This is a genomic window from Microbacterium sp. B19, from assembly GCF_000333395.1.
Taxonomy (GTDB): Bacteria; Actinomycetota; Actinomycetes; order Actinomycetales; family Microbacteriaceae; genus Microbacterium.
This window is the reverse complement of sequence record NZ_BADA01000441.1, coordinates 1-17,933: the sequence shown is the minus strand read 5'-3', so window position 1 is coordinate 17,933 and position 17,933 is coordinate 1. Positions and strand designations below refer to the sequence as shown.

The 17,933-nt window shown below is 71.6% G+C and carries 18 protein-coding genes; 12 read left to right on the top strand and 6 right to left on the bottom strand.

The genetic code is table 11. The annotated features are described in order from the left end of the window. Window positions 1-36 precede the first annotated feature (36 nt). The 6 genes from I5G_RS24125 (at window position 37) to I5G_RS25990 (ending at window position 5,354) form a co-directional block, all read left to right on the top strand. Entirely contained in the window at window positions 37-1,113 is a 1,077-nt protein-coding gene (locus I5G_RS24125; RefSeq protein WP_022879894.1) for an extracellular solute-binding protein, read from the top strand. A gap of 202 nt (window positions 1,114-1,315) precedes the next feature. Next, window positions 1,316-2,194 carry an ABC transporter permease gene (locus I5G_RS15610; protein ID WP_204365573.1) on the top strand — a complete coding sequence of 293 codons (879 nt, stop codon included), beginning with the start codon at window positions 1,316-1,318 and terminating at the stop codon, window positions 2,192-2,194. A 1-nt stretch (window position 2,195) separates the two neighbouring features. Next, complete coding sequence (locus I5G_RS15605; RefSeq protein WP_022879892.1) at window positions 2,196-3,062, top strand: ABC transporter permease; 867 nt, start codon at window positions 2,196-2,198, stop codon at window positions 3,060-3,062. After that, window positions 3,059-4,117 carry an ABC transporter ATP-binding protein gene (locus I5G_RS15600; RefSeq protein WP_022879891.1) on the top strand — a complete coding sequence of 353 codons (1,059 nt, stop codon included), beginning with the start codon at window positions 3,059-3,061 and terminating at the stop codon, window positions 4,115-4,117. The genes I5G_RS15605 and I5G_RS15600 overlap by 4 nt, the downstream gene beginning before the upstream one ends. A gap of 38 nt (window positions 4,118-4,155) precedes the next feature. Continuing rightward, window positions 4,156-4,926: an amidohydrolase family protein gene (locus I5G_RS15595; protein ID WP_022879890.1), complete on the top strand. Its 771-nt coding sequence runs from the start codon at window positions 4,156-4,158 to the stop codon at window positions 4,924-4,926. Beyond that, window positions 4,923-5,354 (top strand): cytidine deaminase, encoded by a 432-nt coding sequence (locus I5G_RS25990; protein ID WP_022879889.1) that lies wholly within the window; start codon window positions 4,923-4,925, stop codon window positions 5,352-5,354. The genes I5G_RS15595 and I5G_RS25990 overlap by 4 nt, the downstream gene beginning before the upstream one ends. Window positions 5,355-5,366: 12 nt before the next feature. Here I5G_RS25990 and I5G_RS15585 read toward each other — a convergent pair whose 3' ends face one another. Together I5G_RS15585 and I5G_RS15580 are read right to left on the bottom strand one after the other, a co-directional pair. Continuing rightward, the gene (locus I5G_RS15585) at window positions 5,367-6,599 is read right to left on the bottom strand and encodes an MFS transporter (RefSeq protein WP_148286517.1); all 1,233 of its coding nucleotides are present in this window, start codon (window positions 6,597-6,599) and stop codon (window positions 5,367-5,369) included. Beyond that, window positions 6,596-7,096, bottom strand: coding sequence for a RidA family protein (locus I5G_RS15580; RefSeq protein WP_022879887.1), 501 nt, complete (start codon window positions 7,094-7,096; stop codon window positions 6,596-6,598). Before I5G_RS15580 ends, I5G_RS15585 begins: the two co-directional genes overlap by 4 nt. Before the next feature lie 65 nt (window positions 7,097-7,161). Between I5G_RS15580 and I5G_RS22905 the strand changes: the two genes are divergently transcribed. Continuing rightward, window positions 7,162-7,677 (top strand): RidA family protein, encoded by a 516-nt coding sequence (locus tag I5G_RS22905; RefSeq protein ID WP_022879886.1) that lies wholly within the window; start codon window positions 7,162-7,164, stop codon window positions 7,675-7,677. Then, a complete protein-coding gene (locus tag I5G_RS15570) occupies window positions 7,667-8,578 on the top strand; it encodes an amidohydrolase family protein (RefSeq protein ID WP_022879885.1) in 912 nt (303 codons plus the stop codon). The genes I5G_RS22905 and I5G_RS15570 overlap by 11 nt, the downstream gene beginning before the upstream one ends. Window positions 8,579-8,959: 381 nt before the next feature. On the opposite strand, the gene I5G_RS15565 is transcribed toward I5G_RS15570, so the two are convergent. After that, window positions 8,960-9,328, bottom strand: a complete 369-nt coding sequence (locus I5G_RS15565; protein WP_022879884.1) for a cupin domain-containing protein — start codon at window positions 9,326-9,328, stop codon at window positions 8,960-8,962. Window positions 9,329-9,378: 50 nt separating this feature from the next. On the opposite strand from I5G_RS15565, the gene I5G_RS22900 reads away from it, so the two are divergent. Further along, window positions 9,379-10,404 carry a hypothetical protein gene (locus tag I5G_RS22900; protein ID WP_022879883.1) on the top strand — a complete coding sequence of 342 codons (1,026 nt, stop codon included), beginning with the start codon at window positions 9,379-9,381 and terminating at the stop codon, window positions 10,402-10,404. A 27-nt stretch (window positions 10,405-10,431) separates the two neighbouring features. On the opposite strand, the gene I5G_RS15555 is transcribed toward I5G_RS22900, so the two are convergent. The 3 genes from I5G_RS15555 to I5G_RS22895 form a co-directional block, all read right to left on the bottom strand. Then, window positions 10,432-11,079, bottom strand: a complete 648-nt coding sequence (locus I5G_RS15555; protein ID WP_022879882.1) for a cyclase family protein — start codon at window positions 11,077-11,079, stop codon at window positions 10,432-10,434. Window positions 11,080-11,131: 52 nt separating this feature from the next. After that, a complete protein-coding gene (locus I5G_RS15550; protein ID WP_022879881.1) occupies window positions 11,132-12,646 on the bottom strand; it encodes a sodium:solute symporter family protein in 1,515 nt (504 codons plus the stop codon). 263 nt (window positions 12,647-12,909) lie between these two features. Continuing rightward, the gene (locus I5G_RS22895; protein WP_022879880.1) at window positions 12,910-13,566 is read right to left on the bottom strand and encodes a TetR/AcrR family transcriptional regulator; all 657 of its coding nucleotides are present in this window, start codon (window positions 13,564-13,566) and stop codon (window positions 12,910-12,912) included. Window positions 13,567-13,652: 86 nt separating this feature from the next. On the opposite strand from I5G_RS22895, the gene I5G_RS15540 reads away from it, so the two are divergent. The 3 genes from I5G_RS15540 to I5G_RS22890 are packed head-to-tail and all read left to right on the top strand — an operon-like array spanning window position 13,653 to window position 17,929. Next, complete coding sequence (locus tag I5G_RS15540) at window positions 13,653-14,492, top strand: urea amidolyase associated protein UAAP1 (RefSeq protein ID WP_022879879.1); 840 nt, start codon at window positions 13,653-13,655, stop codon at window positions 14,490-14,492. 12 nt (window positions 14,493-14,504) lie between these two features. Next, complete coding sequence (locus tag I5G_RS15535; RefSeq protein WP_026095988.1) at window positions 14,505-15,185, top strand: urea amidolyase associated protein UAAP2; 681 nt, start codon at window positions 14,505-14,507, stop codon at window positions 15,183-15,185. Then, complete coding sequence (locus I5G_RS22890) at window positions 15,182-17,929, top strand: 5-oxoprolinase/urea amidolyase family protein (RefSeq protein WP_022879878.1); 2,748 nt, start codon at window positions 15,182-15,184, stop codon at window positions 17,927-17,929. Before I5G_RS15535 ends, I5G_RS22890 begins: the two co-directional genes overlap by 4 nt. The last annotated feature ends 4 nt before the right edge of the window (window positions 17,930-17,933 follow it).

Sequence of the window (17,933 nt, the reverse complement as noted above, 5' to 3'; positions counted from 1 at the left end):
CCCACCCTTCCGCACAGCACGAGGAGTACTCCAGTCATGAAGATCCCGAACCGTTCCCGGCGGCTCGCCGCCACTCTCGCGGGACTCGCCGCGGTGAGCGTCCTCGCGGCCGGTTGCGCCGGCTCGTCCGACAGCGAGCCCGCCGCCTCCGGCAGCTCCGCCGCCCTCAGCGGTCAGGTCGTCTGGGCCGACTACGGCGGGCCCACGAACGAGAGCCGTCAGGTCGCCTACTTCGACAGCTTCATCGACGAGACCGGTGTCGACGTGGTCTCCACGAGCATCGAGGACTCGGTCTACAAGAGCGAGCTCAAGGGCGAGGCGGGCGACTACGACGTCTTCCAAGCCGGCATCTCCGACATCCTGCCGAGCCTCGACAACCTCGCGACGGTCCCCGAGGACGCCCAGGGCAGCCTCCTTCCGGAGAACGTGCGTCCGTACTACATGGGCGGCTTCGTCTTCGGTATCGCGCAAGGCTGGCTGACCTCGACGTTCCCCAACGGCGGTCCGCAGAACTGGGCCGACTTCTTCGACACCACGAAGTTCCCCGGCAAGCGCGCGTGGCCGGGTGACCCGGGCTCGTACGACTCGTCCTACGAGATCGCGCTCCTCGCCGACGGCGTCAAGCCGGCCGACCTCTACCCGCTCGACATCCCGCGCGCCGAGAAGAAGCTGAACACGATCCGCGACAGCCTGGTCTTCTACCAGTCCTACCCGGAGACGCAGCAGCTGCTCACCAGTGGCAGCGCGGCGATCGCCGTCACCGTGACCGGTCAGTTCCGTGCCCTGCAGAACGCCGGCCAGGACGTCACCGTCCAGTGGAACCAGGCCTTCGCGATCCCCTCGGGCTTCGTGTCGCCCAAGTCGTCGAAGAACCCCGACGCCGTCGCAGCTCTCGCCGCGTGGATGAACGACCCGGCACGCCAGGCCGTCTTCACTCAGCGCACCGGGTACGGTCCGGTCAACCCCGCGGTCTTCGACGAGCTGCCCGCGGACGTCAAGTCCCAGGTGGTCAACGCCCCCGACCACACCAACCTGCTGTCGTACGGCGAGGAGTGGCGTGCCGAGAACGCCGACCTCCTGCTCAACTCGTACACCGCGTGGCTCGCGGGCTGAGTCCGACCCTCTAGGTGAAAGGCGCCTCCCCTCGCGGGGAGGCGCCTTTCCGTCGTTTCAGGGTGCGCTGTTACGCGCAGGAAACACGGCACTCCTACAATCGGATCCAGAACGGTTCACTTTGGATCCAAGCATCCGAATCCCGAGAGCCGTCCACGAGCGGGGAAACGCCCCCGCAATGTCGACCGAGGAGCATGAGCGCGTGAGTAGTGCGAGCGTGGCCACCAGGATCCCGCGGGTGCGTTCCGCCCGCGCGGGAGACCGAGGATTCAGCCGGGCGGAGGTGCGGTGGCTCATGTGGCCGCCCATCGTGTTCTTCGCGGTCGCCCTCGGCGTCCCGATGATCGCCCTCGTGGCGATGTCGCTGGAGGGTGGGGGAGCGGCGTACGCCGGGATGTTCGACGTGCCCGCGTTCCTCAGCTCGCTCGGCCGCACCGTCGTGATCGCGGTGGTCACGATGATCCTCACGATGGTCCTCGGTGCCGCCTACGCCCTCGCCATGGTCGCCTCCCCGGCCTGGCTCCGCGTGCTGCTGCTGGTGGCGCTCATGCTGTCGCTCTGGACCTCGGTCATGGTGCGCTCGTTCGGGTGGGTCCTGCTCGAACTCCCCAAGGGGGCGATCCACTGGTTCCTCGGGCTCATCGGGCTCGGTGACCAGCCGGTCGAGATCTACCAGACCGTCGCCGGCATGTACCCCGCGATGATCGCGGTCATGCTGCCCTTCGCCGTCCTCCCCGTGATGAGCGCGCTGCAGTCCATCGACAAGGAGCAGCTGAACGCCGCGACGATCTTCGGTGCCGGCCCGCTGCTGACCTTCCGCACGGTCACGTGGCCGCACATCGTGCCGTCGATCATCAGCGGCGGCGTCCTCGTGTTCGTGATGTCGCTCGGCTTCTACGTCACGCCGTTGCTCCTCGGCGGCCCCGCGAACATGACGGTCTCCGGCGTGATCAACGCGCAGATGAGCAAGGCCGACCGACCCGACCTGGCGGCCGCGATGAGCATCCTGCTCGTGGGCGGGACGATGCTCGTGTACCTGGTCGCCGATCGCCTGTTCAAGGTGAGCGAGAAGTGGGGCTGACATGACGACCACCGTTGCCCGCAGCCTCGGCGCCTGGCGGTTCCCCGTCATCGTCGTCGCGCTCCTCGCGAGCTTGCTGCTGATCGTGCCGTTCCTGATCCTCGTGTCCACGTCGTGGACGGAGGGGAGCTTCATCCTCTTCCCGCCCGACGGCTTCTCGCTGCAGTGGTACGAGAAGGTCCTCGGCAACCGCCGCTGGATGAACGCGTTCACGTTCTCGCTGTGGGAGAGCGCCGCCGCGACGCTCATCGCGACCGTCCTCGGCACGCTCGGTGCCATCGGCCTCACGCGCGTCCGGCGTCGCGCCGCGCAGCGGTGGATCCGCACGCTCTTCATCGTCCCGATCGCCCTGCCCCCGATCGCCTACGCGGTCGGCCTGTACGGTGCCGGGTCGGAGTTCTCGTTCCTCCGTGGCTCGGTCCTCACGCTCGTCCTCGGCCACGCCCTGCTGGCGCTGCCGTACGTGTTCGTGATCGTCTCCGGCGGTGTCGCGCGCATCGATCCGGCGCTCCGCCCGGCGGCCTGGACGCTCGGTGCCCGCTGGCCCCTCGTGCTGTGGAAGATCGAGCTGCCGGCGCTCGTCCCCTACATCCTATCGGGGGCGCTGTTCGCCTTCGTCGTCGTCTTCGACGAGGTCGTGCTCGCCGTGTTCCTGCTCCCGCCCGGGGTGCAGACGCTGCCGCTGAAGATGCTCAGCGCGGCCTCGGAGGCGTTCTCGCCCGAACTCACGGCGGCATCCACCCTCGTCTCCCTGCTCGCGATCGTCGTGCTCGCGATCGTCCCGCTCGTCATCGGTCGCGGAACGCGCCGGGCAGGGGCGCGTCGCGCCCGTACCGCCGCGGTCCGCCCGGAAGGAGTCATCGAATGACCATCGCCCTCTCCATCACCGACGTCGAGGTCACCCTCGGCGCCAACCACGTGCTCAAGGGTGTGTCCCTCGACGTGCAGCCGGGCGAGTTCGTAACGCTCCTCGGCGCCAGCGGCAGCGGCAAGTCGACGCTGCTCAACGTCATCGCCGGACTCCAGTCGGTGGATGCCGGGCACGTGGCGTTCGACGGCCAGAACGTCGAGCGTCTCGCGCCGCAGAAGCGCAACGTCGGCGTCGTGTTCCAGTCCTACGCGCTCTTCCCGCACCTCTCGATCGGCGAGAACGTCGCGTTCCCGCTGTCGGCCGCCCGCCGGCCGCGCGTCGAGCGCCGCAAGGTCGCGGAGGAGATGCTCGCGCTCGTGCAGCTCCCCGGCATGGCCGACCGTTCGCCGGCGTCCCTCTCCGGCGGACAGCGCCAGCGCGTGGCCCTGGCCCGCGCACTCGCCGCGAACCCCGGCATCCTGCTCCTGGACGAGCCGATGGCGGCCCTCGACAAGCAGCTGCGCGAGCAGATGCAGGTCGAGATCACCCGCATCCAGCGCCAGGTCGGGATCACCACGGTCTCGGTCACCCACGACCAGACCGAGGCGCTGACGATGTCCGACCGCGTCGCGATCATGCACGAGGGCCGACTGGTTCAGGTCGCGACCCCCGAGGATCTGTACCGCCGCCCGGTCAACGCGTACGTCGCGAGCTTCCTCGGCGAGGCGAACCTCCTGCCCGTCTCGGACGGCGCGCTCATCGACGACTCGACGGGACAGATCGTGGATGCCACGGCGGTCCTCCGCCCCGAGGACATGACGGTCCTCGCGCCCGAGGAAGCGGCGACGGCGTGGGCCGTCGAGGGCACGGTGCGGCTCGTGAGCTTTCAGGGCTCGCGCTACCGCCTCGAGCTCACCACCGCGTACGGCCGCAAGGTCGTGGCATCGCTCTCCCCGTCGACCGACCTGTCGTCCCTCGCCGTGGGATCGGTGGTGCGCCTGGCGTGCCGGAACCCCGAGCGCGTGCACCTCATCGAGGCCGTCGCGACCGCGGCGATCCCCGTCCCGGTGTGAGCCCCGCCCCTTTCTTCCCCCCCACCTCAGGAGTACCCGTGATCATCGACGCCTACAACACGACCCAGGACGTCCGCGGCCGGTCCGACTACCTCACCGGCGCACGCCCCGGTGAGGAGCCGCCAGCGTACGTCCCCTTCGACCCGCAGCGGATCCTCTCGCGGATGGATGCCGCGGGCGTCGACATGGCGATGGTGTGCTCGCTCGCGCAGCGCATCGAGAACGACTTCATCATCGGGCTGCAGGATGCCCACCCCGACCGTTTCATCGGGTTCGGACAGGTCATGCCGCAGGCCGATGACGCGGTCGAGGAGATCCAACGACTGGCGGATGCCGGCATCCGGGGTCTCAAACTCCACCCGAGCATGCACGGGTACCACGTCGCCGACCACGGTCTGCTCGACCCGGTGTTCCGCGCGTGCGCCGCGAACGGCATGGCGGTCATCATCAACGCCCTCGACGATGCCTTCTGCGCGCCCTTCTCGATCGAGGAGATCGCGAAGGACCACCCCGACGTGCCGACGATCATCGCCCACATGGGCGCGGTCTGGAACGTGCCCGAGGCGATCATCGTGGCCGAGCGTCGCGAGAACGTGTACCTCGAGACCTCCGCGACCCTCATGGCCGACGTGAAGCGCGCGTACGCGCGGCTCGGGCCGGAGAAGATCCTCATGGGCTCGGAGTGGCCGGGGTCGGACTTCGACCTCGAGCGCATGAAGATCGCGAAGGCGATCCCGGATGCCGCCGACCGCGCGCTCGTCGAGGGCGGGAACTACGCCCGGATCATGCGCATCGCGGTGCCGGTGTGACCCACCGTCCGCCGCTCGTGCGTCCCGCGGAGATGTCCGACGGGGACGCCGAGCTGCTGGAGGCCGCGCGGGCGCAGCTCGACGCGGTCTACCGCGCGGGGCGGCACGAGGTCGTCGCCGCGTTCCGGCTCTCCGACGGCCGCATCGTCACGGGCGTGCACGTCGACGGGTCGGCCCGCCGCTCCGCGGTGTGCGCCGAGGGCGTCGCCGCGGGCAACGTGATCGCGGCCGGCGGCACGGTGGTGGCCGGGGTGAGCGTGCTGCGCCGCCCGGGCGGCACCGAGCACGTCATCGAGCCGTGCGGCGTGTGCGCCGAGCTGCTGACCGACTACTGGCCCGACGCCCGCGTCTGGATCACCCGCGGCGCCGACACGGTCGCCGTGGGGATGAGCGATTTGCTGCCGGCCAAGCGCTTGCGCGGTTGGTGAGCCGGCGCCGCGTCAGGCGGCGGGGTCCCGGGGTTCCACGGCATCCGTTCGGGTCCGGGGGGAGTCGTCGCGCGTGAAGATCGTCAGCACGGCGAGCGCCACCAGCTGCAGCGCCGCGACGAGGAGGAACGCCCACATCGAGGGGGCGACGGCGATCACGGCGCCGCCGATCACCGCGCCTCCGCCGTAGCCGATGCTCGTGAAGCTGGAGAAGAGCCCCACTCCCAGCGCACGGTTCTCGGGGTGGAGTCCGCGGGTGGCGAGCATCGTCAGGGACGGGTACAGCGGCGAGAACCCCACTCCGATCAGCGCGGCGCCCGCGGACGCGACCCAGAAATCGGTCGCCAGGGCGAGGGTGATCAGGCCCGCCGTCAGGGCGACGAGCGAGATCGCCGTCGCCCGCAGCGGACCGATCCGGTCGGGCAGGTTCGCCAGGAAGAGGCGAGCGACGATGACCGACACCGCGAAGACCGCGAACACGGACGCCGCCCCGGTGATCCCCGTCGCCGGGATGCCGGCGGCGGAGAGGTGCACGATGAGGAACCCGAGCATGAGCCCCTCGCCGCACCACGCCGCCGCCGCGACGACGCCGGGGCTCCACACCGCCACGAACGCCCGCCACAGGGCCCGGAGACCGCGCGGGCGGGGAGCGGCGTCGGAGCGCGGCGCGGGGCGCGGCACGCGGGGGAGCGCGAGGATGAGGAGGCCCGTGGCGAGCTCGAGGCCGGCGCACACGAGGAACACCGTCCGCGGATCCGCGACCGCGTTGACCGCGGTGCCGAGGGGTGGGCCGAGTGCCAGTCCGATCCAGACGCTGAGGCCGTAGATGCTCAGCGCCTTCCCGCGCTGTCCCGGTGCGGCCATGGTCACGAGCCACGCCATGAGGAGCGTGACCGCGGCCGACCCGCCGAGACCGAACAGGAGGCGGCTGAGGCCCGCACCCCATATGGTCGGGACGCTCACGAGCAGCACCATCGCGGCGGTCGCGACGGCGCTGCCGATCACGGCCACGAGACGGTAGCCGAAGCGGTCGCCGAGCACCCCCGCGACCGGCATCGACAGCATCGAGGCCACCGCGGCGAGCGAAATGAGAGCCCCGGCGAGCTCGGTCCCGCCGCCGAGGACGTCCGTGACGTAGACGGGGATCAGGGGCGTGCTGGCGGAGTTGGTGATGCCGCCCAGTGTCGATGCGGCGAAGATCAGCCAGAACGGCACCGTGCGGGTGATGTCCCGCGCGCCGTTCATGCGGTGGGGGTCTCCGGCGCGCACTCCAGGCTGAGCCACAGTTCGAAGCAGTTGTTGCGCGACAGGCTCGTCGCGCCGATCGAGGCGCGGCCCACGCTGCCGACCTCGTCGCCGAAGACGTCGAGGAAGAGGTCGGTCGCGCCGTTGGAGACGAGGTGCAGGTCCTCGAAGCCGGGCGGGCAGACCACGAAGCACAGCGCGCGCGAGAGGCTCACGACGTTGTCGAGCGAACCGACGGCGTACCGGATCATGCCGAGTGTGTGGATGGCCGTGAGCCGCGCGGCCGCGTAGCCCTCCTCGACCGTGACGTCCACGCTCACGACGCCGGGGTTCAGCCGGTCGCCCGCGCGGTTCTCGGGTGTGAGTCCCGCCAGCTCGATGAGCGAGCCGATGCGGTGGAACGGCTTCATCCGGCCATAGCGGATGCCGAAGGGCGGGTCGCTGTAGTCGGGGATCTCGAGTCCGAGTTCACGTACGCGTGCTTCTGCGGATGTCATCTCGCGCCTTTCGTCGGTTGTATCCTATCTCACAAGAAATGGATCCATTGAGACGAGGAGACCCCATGGCGTGGAGTGCGGAGCAGCGTGTCAAGGAAATGGGTCTGGTGATCCCGGACTACTCCGATCCGCCCTACGGCGAGCGTTACGCCACCATGAAGGCGTTCCACCACCTCGGGCGCACGCTGACGATCAGCGGGATCACGCCCGAGGATCGCCAGGGCAACAAGGTCTACCCCGGCCGCGTCGGCGAGACCGTGACGCTGGAGCAGGGGTACGAGGCCGCACGCTACGCCGCGATCAACGTCCTCGGTCTCATCCGCTTCGCCGTCGGGTCGCTCGACGAGGTGTCCGCCTTCATCCGCACGCTGACGTTCGTCTGTGTCGCGCCTGACTTCACCGACGTCAACCTCGTCACCAACGGCGCGGCCGACCTCTTCGTCGAAGTGTTCGGGCCGCGGATCGGTCGCTCCACCTCCGCGGGGATCGGTGTGACGAGCCTGTCGGGCAACAACGTGTTCGAGATGGTCACGGTCGTCGAGACCCGGCATCCGGCCCCCGAGGTCGACGATGAGGATTGACACCCACCTGCACCTGTATGCCGACCCGGCGCAGGGGCTCCACGATCTGACCGCGTACCCGATCGTCGAGTACGGCGAGAAGCCCGACGTGACGTTCGCCGGGATCGCGGGCACCGTCGCGGACGCGCTCGCGACGCTGGAGTCCGACGGGTTCGACTACGCCGCGGTGCTCGGCAGCTTCGAGCTGCCCGACCTTCCGCACCCGCCCGGCGGGGCGGACTACTGGCCCGGGGTCCCGCCGCACGCCGCCCTCCGCGACGAGCTCGTCGCCTACAACCGGTGGCTGTGCGACGTGGGGGCGCAGCACCCGCGCCTGCTGCCGTTCCTCGCGGCCAACCCGGCCGTCATGACGTCGGGCGAGGTGTACGCGCACTTCGCGGAGATGTTCGGCGACGCCGGCGCCCGCGGGCTGAAGCTGCACCCCATCGCGATCCGCACGTTCCCCGATGACCCGGGCCTCGCCGGCGCGTACGACGCGCTGGAGGAGGCGGGCGCCCCCGTCGTCTTCCACGGCGGCCCCGACGTCCGCGGCTTCGGCTGGGCCGACCCGAAGCGCATCGCCGCGGTGGCCGGGGAGCGTCCCGGGCTCGCGGTGGTCATGGCGCACCTGGGCGGTGCGGCCTGGCGCGACGTCGAGGCGCTCGCCGAGGCGCAGCCGACGCTCCGGTTCGACCTGTCCGAGATCGTGCACTGGATCGGCGCCCCGCTCGCCCCGACGGCCGCGCAGGTCGTGGCACTCGTCCGCGCGATCGGCGTGGAGCGGGTCGTCCTCGGCTCGGACTTCCCCTGGTACACCCCCGGCGCGACGGCGGCCGTGGTCGAGGAGCTGCCCGGCCTGTCCGCCGCCGAGGCGGCCGCGATCGTCGGCGAGAACGCCGCCCGGCTCCTGCGCCTGGGCTGACCGGCCCGGGCTGTCGCTGCACAACTCCGGCACGTCTGCCGTCGGGTGCCGACCCGGGCCGGTCGCGGCGAGGTTCTGCCGGAGTTGTGCCGCGCGGCGGCTCCGGCCCGGCAGCCCGGCTGCCCGGCCCGGGGAGGCTGGCTGTCGCTGCACAACTCCGGCACGTCTGCCTTCGGGTGCCGACCCGGGCCGGTCGCGGCGAGGTTCTGCCGGAGTTGTGCCGGACGGTGGCTCCGGCCCGGGCTTCACGCCCGCCTGCCCGCCCGGCCGGCCGCCGGTGCCCGCCCGCCCGGTTTGCACAACTCCGGCATCCCCGCCCTGGGCCGCCGCCGCGGAGCGGCGACGAGCGGTTCCGCCGGAGTTGTGCGGGGAGCCCGGCGCTCAAGCCGCGGGCTTGTAGACCACGTAGAGCTTGCGGACGGGCTCGATGACGGTCCAGACGCCGGTCCACCCGATCGGGAAGTACGCGGCGCTGCCGGCGGTGAGCTCGACCGCCTCCTCGCCGTCGCGCTGCACGGTCATGCGGCCCGCGAGGATGTGGACGATCTCGCCGCGGGTGAGGAACTCCCAGCGCGACGTGCCGGGGTCGCTCTCCCAGACGCCGGAGATGATCGTGCGGTCGTCGTTCACGAACTGCACCTTGCCGCGGACGATGATCTCGCCCGACAGCGGTTCGGCGTTCGGCGGGGCGAGGGGTTTGGCCTCGAGCTCGGCGGCATCCAGTTCGGCGGGTCTCATCACGAAAGTCATGTTTGGATCCTAAATGGGCCAGAATGGATCCGCAACGAAACGGAGCGCGCATGATCGAGACCGTCCTGGGCCCCGTCCCGACCTCGGCGCTGGGGCCGACGTCGATGCACGATCACGTGCTCGCCGACTCCGCGCGGCTGCAGCGGTCGGGCGAGCAGCCCCCGCCCCCGGGCCCGGCGACCGTGCGACCCGAGACGCGCGACTACCTGCGCCGCAACATGCTCGCGTTCGCCGACAACCTCCGCCTGGACGACCCGGATGCCGCGGTCGACGAGCTCCGCGCGGCGGCGGCCGCGGGCCAGCGCGCGCTCGTCGAGTGCACGTCGTGGGGGCTCGGCCCCGACCACGCGCGGCTGCCCGACATCGCCCGGCGGTCCGGGATGACGATCGTCGTCGCGTACGGCACGTACATCCGCGCGACACTGCCGCCCGAGATCGCGGCCCTCGACGAGGACGGACTCCGCGCCCTGTTCGCGGCCGCCCTCGACGACGCGGTGCCGGGCACGGACTACCGCGCGGGGCTCCTCGGCATCCTGGGCACGACCGCCGGGCTTCCCGGGGCCGAACGCGGGATGCTGCGCGCGGCCGCCTCCGCCGCCGGGAGGTCCGGCGCGAGCGTCTCGGTGCGGCTCGACCCCGACGCGCGCGACGGCCTCGCCGTCCTCGACGAGATCGGCCGCGCGGGACTGTCCGCGGATCGCGTGATCTTCACCAACGCCGACGAGTTCCTGGATGCCGGCTACTGGGGCGAGCTGTCGGACGCGGGCGCGACGCTCGAGATGTGCTTCGGGACCGAGGACGTGCACGTGGGTCGGGTTCACAATCCGACGGACGCGGAGCGCGTGCGCTTCTTCGTCGATGCCGCGACGGCGCGGCCGGACGCCCGGTACGTGCTCGGGCAGTCGGTGTGGACCAAGGCGCAGCTCGCGCGGCACGGCGGGTACGGCTACGGCCGACTGCTCGCGACGATCGTTCCGGAACTCCGCGGGCTCCTCGGCGGGGCTCGGGTCGATGAGATGCTCGTCGACGAACCGCGCCGCCTCCTCGACCGCGGACCGGGGCGCCCCGACGCCTGAGCGGCATCCGGGCGCCCCGTGCGCGGATCAGACGACGTTCGCCGTCTCCGCCGGGAGCAGGAGCGTCGGGGCGGGGGCGGCCTCGCGCCCCTCGAACGGCACCGGCTGGCAGACGAGGTAGTAGTCGCCCGGCTCGGTCTCGGCGAGGTTCGCGTTCTCCAGGATCACGACGCCGGCGTTGCACAGGATGACGTGCGTCGGCCACTCGACCGTGTGGTCGGGGGCCTCCATCGTCATGTAGTCGTTCGCGGCGAAGACGACGCCGTGATCGACGAGCCACTGCGCGCCCGACGGTCCCAGCCCCACCCAGGTGGCGCTCTTCTCGTTGCGGGTCAGGGCGTCGGTGGAGTTGCGCGTCTTGAAGAGCACGCGCGTCGCGCCCTCCGCGCCCGCGGCGATCAGGTCGGCGTCGGTGATCTCCTTCTCGACGTGCCGCAGGTCCAGCACGCGCGCGAGGCCGACGGTGTGGCTGAGGGGCAGCGAGTCGACGGTCGTCCCGCCGGGCACGAAGTGGCTCGGGGCGTCGACGTGGGTGCCGGTGTGTGCGCCGATGAGCCAGCGCGACACCTCGCTCGGGCTGGTGTCGGTGATCTCCTCCACCATCTCGTACGTCGGTCGGCGGCCCCAGTGCAGCATCTCGGGGTGGACGGGAATGCTCAAGTCGATGATGGTCACGAGGAGTACCTTAGCTCTCGGGATCCCATACGCGCATCTTTGGATCCAAGATTCACGCGGGCACCTCGACCTCTTCGTTCTCCGACGCCTCGCGCTCGGCGGCGAGGTCGGCGAGGACCGCCGCCTCACGGTCGAGCTCGGACTCGCGACGCGGGACCGCGAGGGCCAGCGCGACGTACGTGCCGAAGCCGACGAGCGCCGAGACGAGCGTGGCCCAACCGTCGAAGTCCGCCCCGATCAGGTCGTTCGGGATGTACAGGATGTCGTTCGGCACGCCGTACAGGGTCGGGGTCAGGGCCAGCAGGATCATGCGCACGACGAAGCCGACGGCCATCGCGCCGAGCGCCGCGACCGTGCCCGGGCGCTTCCAGAACACCCCGATGACGAACGGCGCCGCGAGGCACGCGAGCATGAGGTCGAAGGCGAGGGTGAGCAGGATGCCGGTCTGGCTGACGCGGATCGCGAGGAAGGCGCCCGCGATCACGAAGGGGATCATCGCCAGGCGCGTCCAGCGCAGCAGCGGGTCGGGACCCGTTCCGGTGTGACGGCGGACGGTGAAGATGTTGCGGACCGCGATCGCCGACGTCGCGAGCATCGCGCCCGAGGCCGTCGAGAAGGAGGCCGCGACGATGCCCGAGAGGACGAGGATCGCGATGATCGGCGGCGCGTAGTCGCCGAGCAGCGTGTAGAGGACCGGGCCGTTGTCGACCGAGAGGCCGAGCGTCGAGGTCACGCTGAGCGAGACGATCGCGAACACGCTGCCGATGGCCGCGGTCAGGCCCGCCGCGACGAAGCACGAGCGCTGCGCGACCGTGGGGCTCTTCGCGCCGAAGATGCGCTGCATGAAGTCGATCGCGACGATGTCGCCGATCGCGAGCGAGATGAGCGTCGCCCAGTTGATCGGGGCTCCGGCCGCCGGGTCGGTGAGCTGCTGGAGGTCGAACGGTCCCATGCCCTCGGGGATGACGATGCCGTACGACACCGCGACCCACGCGAGCAGCACGATGGCCGCGATGACGGTGATCGTCGTCTGGATCGCCGCGGTGTAGGCATCCGAGAAGAGGCCGCCGGCGACCGTGTACGCGAGCACGAGGACGACCGCGAGCACCACGCCCCACGCGTACGGGATGTTCGCGAAGCGCTCGAGCAGGAACCCGCACGCGACGAGGTTTCCGGCGAGCAGGAACGTGAACGACACGATCATGAGGACGGATGCCAACAGCTCGACGGAGCGTCCGTACCTCAGGCGGAAGAAGTCGCCCAGCGTGAAGAGCTTCATGGCGTTCATACGCTTGGCGAGGAAGAGCCCCGTCAGCAGGAGGCAGACCGCGAGGCCGATGGCGAGCGACGCCCCCGACCAGAAGCCGAACTGCGAGGTGAGGTCGGTGTTGCCGACGGTGGCGTTGGCGTCGACCGCGGCGGCGGTGAGGCTGACGGCGACGAGGGGGACGCCGAGGCGGCGTCCGGCGACGAGGTAGTTCGCGCTGTCGCCGTCGACCTTGCGTGCGACGACGATGCCGACGACGAGGATGAGGACGACGCTCAGCGCGACTCCGAAGATGATCATGGCGGGCTCCCGGCGATGAGGGGCGGTTCGGGTTTCTGTTGCTTGACAGAAACGATCCGCTCGCCGAGGTCGCGCCTGGTTTCGGCTGTGTAAAAGGCGCGTGAAATCGCCCGCGGTCACGGAGCCGCGCGCGACATCCGCCGAGACTGCACGCTGCTGACATGTCGGTTGCAGCCTGCAGTGGGTTTGTCAGCCGCTTGCAGTCTCGCGGGGGAGGCGGCCCCAACCCGGCTCGCGGCCACAACCCACCACGGGCCGAGGCCTCAGCCCAGTGCCGACAGAACCGCGGGCCCCAGCGCGGCCGCGCGCTCGCGCGTCACGGCGTCGAGGTCGAGGACGCGCAACGCGGCGGCGGCGATGGTCGTGGCATCCAGGGTCGCCGTCTGCCCGCCCTTGCGCTGGAGGATCACGCTCTCCACCAGCGCCAGCACGAGGGAGGCGCCCGCGGCGGCCGCGCCGGGCGCGACGCCGCACGCGGCCACGAGCGTGCGGTAGGTGGTCTCGAGCTCGCTGCGGCGTTCGCGGAAGGGCTCGAAGGCCGCGTCCGACACCTCGGGCAGCAGATACAGGCCGCCGGTGTTGTGCGGCGCTTCGGCCAGGAGCGTGACGTCCGCGACGCACAGGGCCCACAGGCGCGCGGCGGGTTCCTCGTCCCGCGCGAGGAGCTCCGCTGCGACGTCGAGCGAGGGCTGCACCGTGTCGAGGAGCAGCGCGAGGAGGATGTCCTGCTTCCGCGCGAAGTGGTGGTAGAGCGTGGCCTGGCGGATGCCGGCGGCCTCGGCGATCGCGTGCGTGCTGGCCGAGGCGTACCCGCGCGTGCCGAAAAGAGCGGCCGCGGCGGCCAGGACATCGGCGCGTGTGCCGAGTCCGGTGGGGGAGGAGCCGGATGCCCGGGGTCGTCCGGTTCTCGTCGGCGCCATGCCCCCACCGTACCCGGACGGTCCTGTAACGCCGTCGAAACGCACGCCTGTTCTAATACCTGTCAAGCGACAGAAAGAGGCTGCACATGGAAGGTCGTGTCGACGCGCTCGGCAACGTGGGGCGCGCCCGTGAGGACGCCCGCGCCCGCGCCGCACAGTCGGAATGGATGCCGTATCTCCCGCCCTCCGCGGCTCCTTTCGCGCCGGAGGGGGTCGCCGCGGAAGACCTCCGCTGGGCCGAGACGGTCGCCCCGGGCGGCTACACGCACCTGCGCGTCGCCCGCGGCACGCGCCTGCGCTTCACCGACCCGACCGGGGATGCCTGCGCCACCGTGCTCCTCTTCAACGCCGTCGAGCCCGGCGAGCGCCTCAACGTCGCGGACACGCAGAAGATCCCGTGGCAGGCCTACCTCGGCGAGGGCCACCCCCTCCTCTCGGGCGACGGTCGCGTCCTCGCGACGATCGCCGCCGACACCTCGGGCCACCACGACGCGTTCTGCGGAACGACGAGCGACGCGTTTGCGATCGAGCGCTACGGCGACGCCGCCCCCGAGGGGCCGTCGCCGTCGGGTCACGGTCTGCTGCGGCTGGCCGCGAGCAAGCACGGCCTGACCGTGCGCGACCTGCCGCCGTCGGTGTCGTTCTTCCAGGGCGTGCGCGCGAACCCCGAGGGCGACCTCGAGTGGCTCGGTTCCGCCGGCGCGGGCGCTTCCGTCGACCTCGTCGCCGAGCTGCCGCTGATCGTGCTGGTCGCCAACGTCCCGCACCCGCTCGACCTGCGCGAGGACTACGTCGTCGGTCCGCTCCAGGTCGCCGCCTGGGCGTCTCAGCCGACGGGCGAGGGGGATGCCGTGTTCTCCCTCACCCCGGAGCGCGAGCGCGCCTACCGCAACAGCATCACGTACGCCGCCCTGGCCGGGCTCTGAGGAGGAGACGTCATGATCACCACCGTTCCCGAACGTCCGGTCCACGCCGACGGCGTCCCCCTCGACTGGTCGGAGCCCCTCGTTCCCGGCGAGGTCGTGCTCGACGAGCGCGTCGCGCCGCGCGGACCGTGGTCGGGCATCGTCCGCGCCGGCGACGTCCTGACGATCGTCGACGTGGGCGGCAACCAGTCCGCCGACTTCCTCGTGTACGCGGCCGACGACACCGACGAGCGCTACAGCGCCGCCGACACGATCGCGTGGCAGCGCAACGTCTACGTCCGCACCGGCACGGTGCTGCGCAGCAACCTCGGCCTCCCGCTCATGACCGTGGTCGGCAACGAGGTCGACCGCCAGGACACCATCGGCGGGGCGTGCTCCAAGGAGTCCAACACCCTCCGTTACGGCCATCACACGCTGTACCAGCACGGCTGCCGTGAGAACTTCCTCGCCGAGGCCGCGCGCTACGGACTGGGCGCCCGCGATCTCGTGTCCAACCTCAACTGGTTCATGAACGTCCCGGTCGAGGAGGACGGGTCGCTCGGCATCGTCGACGGCATGTCGGCGCCCGGGAAGCGCGTCGCCCTGCGCGCCGAGCGCGACGTCCTGGTGATCGTCTCCAACTGCCCGCAGATGAACAACCCGTGCAACGACTTCAGCTGCACGCCGCTGCGCATGGTGGTGACGCGCCCGTGACCGGTTTCGACACGCTCCTCGTCGCCAACCGGGGCGAGATCGCCCGCCGCATCCTGCGCTCCGCGCGCGAGCGTGGCCTGCGCACCGTCGCGGTGTTCTCCGACGCCGACCGCGCCGCCCCGCACGTCCGCGAGGCCGACGAGGCCGTGCGCTTGGGTCCGGCCCCCGCCGCGGAGTCGTACCTGAGAGTGGATGCCATCCTGGCCGCCGCCCGCGCCACGGGCGCCGGGGCGATCCACCCGGGGTACGGGTTCCTCGCCGAGAACGCCGACGCGGCACGCGCCGTCGAGGCGGCGGGGCTCGCGTGGGTCGGTCCGACGCCCGAGCAGCTCGAGGCCTTCGGTCTGAAGCACCGTGCGCGGGCGCTCGCCGAGGCCGCGGGCGTGCCGCTCCTCCCCGGCACCGGCGTGCTCGAGTCGGTCGACGAGGCCGAGGCCGCGGCATCCGTCATCGGATATCCCGTGATGCTCAAGGCCACCGGCGGCGGGGGCGGCATCGGGATGCGTGTGTGCGCGGATGCCAGCGAGCTCCGCGCCGCGTACGACGCGGTGGTCCGCCAGGCCGAGGCGAGCTTCGGCACGCCCGGGGTGTTCCTGGAGAAGTTCGTGCGCCCCGCCCGACACGTCGAGGTGCAGCTGTTCGGCGACGGCGCGGGCCGCGTCGCGGTCCTCGGCGACCGCGACTGCTCGCTGCAGCGTCGCAACCAGAAGGTCGTCGAGGAGGCGCCGGCTCCCGGACTCCCCCAGGAGGTGCGCGCGGAACTCCACCGCACCGCGGCGGCCCTGGCATCCGGCATCCGATACCGCTCCGCCGGGACGGCCGAGTTCGTCTACGACCCCGTCGCCGAGCGCGCGTACTTCCTCGAGGTCAACGCGCGCCTCCAGGTCGAGCACCCGGTCACCGAGGCGGTGTTCGGCGTCGACCTCGTCGGCCTCATGCTGGATCTCGCCGGCGGCGGCCCCACGGCCGTGCCGGACGCGCTGTTCGCCGAAGCCCGCGAGCCCCGAGGCCACGCGGTCGAGGCCCGCATCTACGCCGAGGACCCCGACCGCGGCAACACCCCGTCCACGGGACTCGTCACCGCCGTGCAGCTGCCCGAGGGCGATGGCATCCGCGTCGATGCCTGGGTCGAGGCCGGCAGCGAGGTCTCGCCGTTCTACGACCCGCTGCTGGGCAAGGTCATCGCGTACGGCGGCGACCGTGACGCCGCTCTCGACCGGCTCTCGGCCGCGCTCGCCGACACGCGCATCGACGGCATCGTCACCGGTGCCGGCATGATCCGCGAGATCGTGAACGACCCGCGCGTCCGCGCCGTCGCGCACGACACCGGGACCCTCGACGACGCGCGCGACCCCGATCCGCGCATCGACGTCGTGGATGCCGGCATGCTCACGACCGTGCAGGACCTCCCCGGACGCGTCGGGTACTGGCAGATCGGCGTCCCGCCGTCCGGACCCATGGATGCCGTGTCCTTCCGCGAGGCCAACCTCGCCGTCGGCAACCCCGAAGGCGCGCCGGGACTCGAGATCACGCTGACCGGTCCGACGCTGCGCTTCAGCGTGGCTACGGTCGTCGCCGTGACGGGAGCGCCGGTCGCGGTCGAGGTCGACGGCGTCGCCGCCGCGCAGTGGGAGCCGATCGAGGTTCCCGCGGGCGGCGTGCTGCGCGTCGGCACCGCCGAGGGCCCGGGCATGCGCGTGTTCCTCGCGGTGCGCGGCGGCATCGACGTGCCGTCGTACCTCGGGAGCGCGTCGACCTTCACGCTCGGCGGGTTCGGCGGTCATGGTGGCCGTGCGCTCGTGACCGGTGACGTGCTGCGCCCCGGCGCCGCCGCGGTCGCCGACCCGGCACTCGTCCCTGCGGAACGGCGCCCCCACCTCGACACGACGTGGGTGCTGGCCGTGACCGAGGGGCCGCACGGCGCCCCCGAGTTCTTCACGCGCGCCGACATCGACGCCCTGTACTCCGCGGAGTACCGCGTCCAGGTCAACTCCGCCCGCACCGGTGTGCGGCTCACCGGCCCGAAGCCCACGTGGGCGCGCACCGACGGCGGCGAGGCGGGGCTGCACCCGTCGAACATCCACGACACGCCCTACGCCGTGGGCGCGCTCGACTTCACCGGCGACACCCCCGTGCTCCTCGGCCCCGACGGGCCGAGCCTCGGCGGGTTCGTGTGCCCGGTGGTCGTGGCATCCGGGGATCTCTGGAAGCTCGGGCAGCTGCGGCCGGGCGACGTCGTGCGGTTCGCGCCCGTGCGCGAGGCCGACGCGGCGACGCTCGACCCGGCGATCGCCGCCCCCGCGCTCGTCGGGACCGGCGACGGCGACGACGGCGTGATCGCGTCGCGCGACGCCGAGGTCGAGGGCGAGCGCGTCCTCCGCCCGCGGACCACGTACCGCCGCGACGGCGACGACAACGTCCTCGTCGAGTTCGGCGACCAGGTGCTCGACCTCGGCCTCCGCATGCGCGTGCACGCGCTGCAGGAACGCCTCGCCCAGGAAGCGCCGAAGGGAATCCTCGACGTCACCCCCGGCATCCGGTCGCTCCAGGTGCACACGGATGCCTCGGTGCTGCGCGCGTCGCAACTCGTGGGGCTCCTGCGCGAGCTCGACGACGATCTGCCGCCCACGTCCGAGCTCGTGGTGCCGTCGCGCGAGGTGCGCCTGCCGCTGTCGTGGGACGACCCCGCGACGCGTCTGGCGATCGAACGGTACATGGCGGGTGTCCGCGACGACGCCCCGTGACGCC